This is a genomic window from Scytonema hankhaensis NUACC26 (genome assembly GCF_045865695.1).
Classification (GTDB): domain Bacteria; phylum Cyanobacteriota; class Cyanobacteriia; order Cyanobacteriales; family Nostocaceae; genus Scytonema.
The window spans coordinates 1-4,241 of sequence record NZ_BAACAP010000028.1 but is presented as its reverse complement, the minus strand read 5'-3'; the positions used below and the strand labels follow the sequence as shown (position 1 = coordinate 4,241).

The 4,241-nt window shown below is 42.2% G+C and carries 5 protein-coding genes; 3 read left to right on the top strand and 2 right to left on the bottom strand.

All coding sequences use genetic code 11. The annotated features are described in order from the left end of the window. From ACKTT2_RS00500 to ACKTT2_RS00490, 3 genes are all read left to right on the top strand, one after another. On the top strand, positions 1-236 hold a 236-nt coding region (locus tag ACKTT2_RS00500; RefSeq protein ID WP_407882884.1), incomplete at its 5' end, for a RuBisCO large subunit C-terminal-like domain-containing protein. Between the two features lie 101 nt (positions 237-337). Then, positions 338-709: a RuBisCO chaperone RbcX gene (gene rcbX / locus ACKTT2_RS00495; protein WP_407882882.1), complete on the top strand. Its 372-nt coding sequence runs from the start codon at positions 338-340 to the stop codon at positions 707-709. Between the two features lie 37 nt (positions 710-746). Further along, positions 747-1,082 (top strand): ribulose bisphosphate carboxylase small subunit, encoded by a 336-nt coding sequence (locus ACKTT2_RS00490; RefSeq protein WP_407882880.1) that lies wholly within the window; start codon positions 747-749, stop codon positions 1,080-1,082. 228 nt (positions 1,083-1,310) lie between these two features. Here the strand turns inward: ACKTT2_RS00490 and ACKTT2_RS00485 are convergent, their stop codons facing one another. Together ACKTT2_RS00485 and ACKTT2_RS00480 are read right to left on the bottom strand one after the other, a co-directional pair. Beyond that, complete coding sequence (locus ACKTT2_RS00485) at positions 1,311-2,324, bottom strand: cytochrome d ubiquinol oxidase subunit II (RefSeq protein WP_407882886.1); 1,014 nt, start codon at positions 2,322-2,324, stop codon at positions 1,311-1,313. Positions 2,325-2,431: 107 nt separating this feature from the next. Beyond that, positions 2,432-3,874 carry a cytochrome ubiquinol oxidase subunit I gene (locus ACKTT2_RS00480; protein ID WP_407882878.1) on the bottom strand — a complete coding sequence of 481 codons (1,443 nt, stop codon included), beginning with the start codon at positions 3,872-3,874 and terminating at the stop codon, positions 2,432-2,434. Between the last annotated feature and the right edge of the window lie 367 nt (positions 3,875-4,241).

Here is a 4,241-nt window from a genome sequence, read left to right as displayed (position 1 = left end):
CCGTACTACAGTTCGGTGGTGGAACCCTCGGTCACCCATGGGGTAACGCACCTGGTGCTGCTGCTAACCGTGTTGCTCTCGAAGCGTGTATCCAAGCTCGTAACGAAGGTCGCAACTTGGCTCGCGAAGGTAACGACGTTATCCGCGAAGCTGCTAAGTGGTCTCCTGAATTGGCAGCTGCTTGCGAACTGTGGAAGGAAATTAAGTTCGAGTTTGAAGCAGTTGATACCGTGTGATGATTTTGGATTTCGTATTTTGGATTTTGGATGATTCATTTAAAATCTAAAATCCAAAATCTACAATCTACAATCCAAAATCAAAAGGGCTGGGGTCAAGCATGAACATCAAGCAAATTGCGAAAGACACAGCCAAGACGCTGCAAAGCTACCTGACTTATCAGGCGTTGAGGACGGTGTTAGCTCAAATTAGCGAAACAAATCCTCCCTTGGCACTTTGGTTACAACGCTTCTCAGCAGACAAAATTCAAGATGGAGAAGCATACCTACGGGAGCTTTTCAAGGAAAAGCCAGATTTGGCTTTGCGGATCATGACTGTTAGGGAACACATAGCGGAAGAAATCACGGAATTCTTACCGGAAATGGTTCAGACTGGCATTCAGCAAGCCAATATGGAACACCGTCGCCAGCATCTCGAGCGCATCACGCAAATCAGTGATTCAACTCCCAGCCCAGAGCAAGAGAATGGTTAATACCCATAAGCAACAACTACCCATCACTATTTAAGTTATGCAAACCTTACCAAAAGAGCGTCGTTACGAGACCCTTTCTTATCTACCTCCCCTCACTGATGCTCAAATTAGCAGACAGATACAGTACATTATCGACCAGGGTTACATCCCCGCGATCGAGTTTAATGAAACATCCGAGCCAACTGTATATTACTGGACACTGTGGAAGCTACCTTTGTTTGGTGCTAGAAGCACTCAAGAAGTTTTGAGTGAAGTACAGTCTTGCCGTTCTCAGTACGGTAATTGCTTTATCCGTGTTGTTGGTTTCGACAACATCAAGCAGTGCCAAATTCTTAGCTTTATCGTTCACAAGCCCAATCAGAGCAGATACTAAGGCTACCTTGCCTAGTTGGAAATAATTGTGAAAAAGTTGTAAGTCTCTAATTTATCCCCAAATGGAAGAGGTAGAAAATTCTACCTCTGTTTTTTATTTTTTTAGTTATGAAACTTAATACCTTTTTTCACTATTTCTAACTCCTGTAATCTTCCCAGTATTGTTGTGCCAGAAAAATGGCAAAGGTGATGCGATCGCTTGTACCGAAAGAATTTAGAAAGGTGCTTGTCACTCTCCGTAGTGACCGCCTGTAACTTTACCTCGGAAAATAATGTACTGATAAATGTTGTAAAATAACATAACGGGAATTAGCGCACCAATAAATATAATCATGAATACTAATCCACTGGGGTCAGCTGCTGCTTCATAGATAGTAATCTCAGTAGGGATGATATAGGGAAAAACAACCAATGCTAACCCAAAAAACGTTAGTAAGAAAAGGAGAATTGTCCACACAAATGGTGCTCTTTCTTCTTGATTGTTCAAACTTTTTAACAAAAGCGCAATCAAGAGAACTCCAAGAATGGGAATGATAGCAAAGATATACAACAGAGGTGGGTCAAATAATTTCTCTCTAGCACTCTGATAGAATACAGGAGTTGTAATCGTAATTAAAATTGCTCCAATCAGCGTTGTCCAAGCGGCAATCTTCGCAGTTCTGTAATGATTTTCCTGCAACTCACCTTCAGTTTTCCAAACAAGATAAGTGGAGCCAATCAGAACATAACCTTGAATTAAGGTTAAAGCAACAAGCACTGACTGCCAACTCAGCCAATCCCAAGTTGTTCCAATAAAGTGTCCTGCTTCATCAACCTCAATACCTTTAAGCACTGCACCAAGAGCAAACCCTTGACCTAGGGATGCTGCAAAACTTCCTGCACCAAAAGCAAAATTCCAAAAGAATTTGCGTTGAGCTTGTTCGCGAAACTCAAAAGCGACAGCACGAAACACAAATCCAAACACCATTATAAATATTGGAATATACAGGGCATTCAAAATCGTGCCATAAGCAAGAGGAAATGCACCAAATAAACCGCCACCCATCAACACCAACCAAGTTTCGTTAGCATCCCAAACATTACTCAAGCTAGTCATCAAAATGCCACGGCGTTCTTCACTAGAAGCTGTTAGAGAGAGAATTCCTACTCCTAAGTCAAATCCATCAAGCATGACGTATAAAAAGAGAAACAGAGCAAGAATCCCAAACCAAACCTGTGGTAAAAAATATGTCAGCGTTCCCATAAATTCTCCTAAATAGTAACCGCAGCCTCTAGCGGATGCACACCGATAAAAAACAAGGAATTTCATCTGCGTCCGTCTGCGTTCATCTGCGGTTCAAAATTCCAAAATCATTGTTGTGCTTCAACAGGACGTTCATCTGGAACAAACTGTGCGGGAGTCGTATCGACTGCTGGTTGAGTTTCATCACCCGGTATGGGTAAGTCTAAACTCGGTCCCTTACGGATAATGCGACTGCCAAAATACAAAGTCGCAACGAATAAAAGGGCATAAGTTGCTGTAAATAAAGTTAAAGATGTTAGAACATTGCTAGCTGGTATATGAGAAGCAGAATCTCTCGTGCGAAGCAACCCATAGACCGACCACGGCTGTCTTCCAACACAACGCACAATCCAACCAGAGTCTACAGCAATATAGCCCAAAGGAGCAGTCAAAATCCAAGCTCGCATCAACCATTTTTGCTGAGCAATGTTGTCTTCTTTGAGCTTTCCAGTTATCCACTGCAAGACACTTAATAACATCACTCCCGCCATAAAGAAACCAATGGCAATCATGACGCGGAAAGAGTAGTAGATTAAACCAACTAGGTGAGGTCTATCTTCGGGTGTCCATTCCTTCAACCCACGAACGGGTTCGGATAGGTTTTTCTTGAATTCCAGAATGTAACCCAGTGCATTGGGAACTGAAATTTCCCAATCATTTTTTTCTGTCTTCTCGTTAGGTATTGCCACAAGACTCCAATTTGCAGGCTGTCCCGCCGGGGCTGTCTCCCATTGGGCTTCCATCGCCGCTAATTTGGAGGGTTGGAGATAGTAAACTTGCTCGGCGCTCAAATGTCCAACATAGATTTGCAATGGTGCGATCGCAATTGCTGCTGCTATAACAATTTTTAGAGACTTGGAAAAGAAAGCAGGCTGACGATTGTTGAGAATGTACCACGCACTAATACCACCAATGACAAACAGCGAAGTTTCCAGCGTCCCCAAGAACATATGGAGAACGCTCGTTGGCATTGAAGGGCTAAACATTGCCTGAAAATAATCGTCAACGACAAATTTTCCATTTACCATCCTTCCGCCTGTAGGAGATGCCATCCAGGAATTTGCCGTTAAAATCCAGAAAGTTGAGAGATTTGCGCCAGTAGCAACAAGAATGGTAGAGAGATAGTGAATTGTAGGATTCACTCGTTCCCAACCAAATACCATAATGCCCAAAAACGCAGCTTCCAGCATGAATGCCCAAGAGGCTTCAAACCCAATAACGCTACCAAAAAAATTACCCACTGCTTCAGAAAATGGTGCCCAATTTGTCCCAAACTGAAACTCCATTGGGATACCAGTTGCAACACCAATACCAAAGTTGAGAATATAGAGCTTTGACCAGAAGCGGGCGTGGTAATAGTATTCGGGATTGCGAGTTTTCAACCACACACCTTCAACAATAACTAGATAGATAGCCATGCCCGTAGTCAAGACAGGCCAGAGCATATGAAATAATGCTGTTAGCGCAAATTGCATACGCGACAATACTACAGTGTCAGATAAAAACTCCACGATCGCGCTCCTTATAAAAGTTCGACTTGTCTGTTATTAAGTGAAATTACTTAGCTTAATCTCTTTAGTTATACTTGCTTTGTTAAGGGTATCTTACCAATTACAAAATTTCTGTATTTCTTCCAATCTTTATCTTTAGCTTGAACTGAGGATGATACTGGTATTTTTAAGGTCTTTTTAAGAACAGAAAAAAATATAATTGGGTCAACCAGAGATTTCTAAGAGATAAATTATCTATCTTGTAGTGCTGGCTTCTAACCCACTACTCATGTAGAACGGGCGGGACGCCCGTACCACAAGAAGAAGTTGAATGTGTACCACAAGAAGAAGTTGAATGTGTACCACAAGAAGAAGTTGAATGTGTACC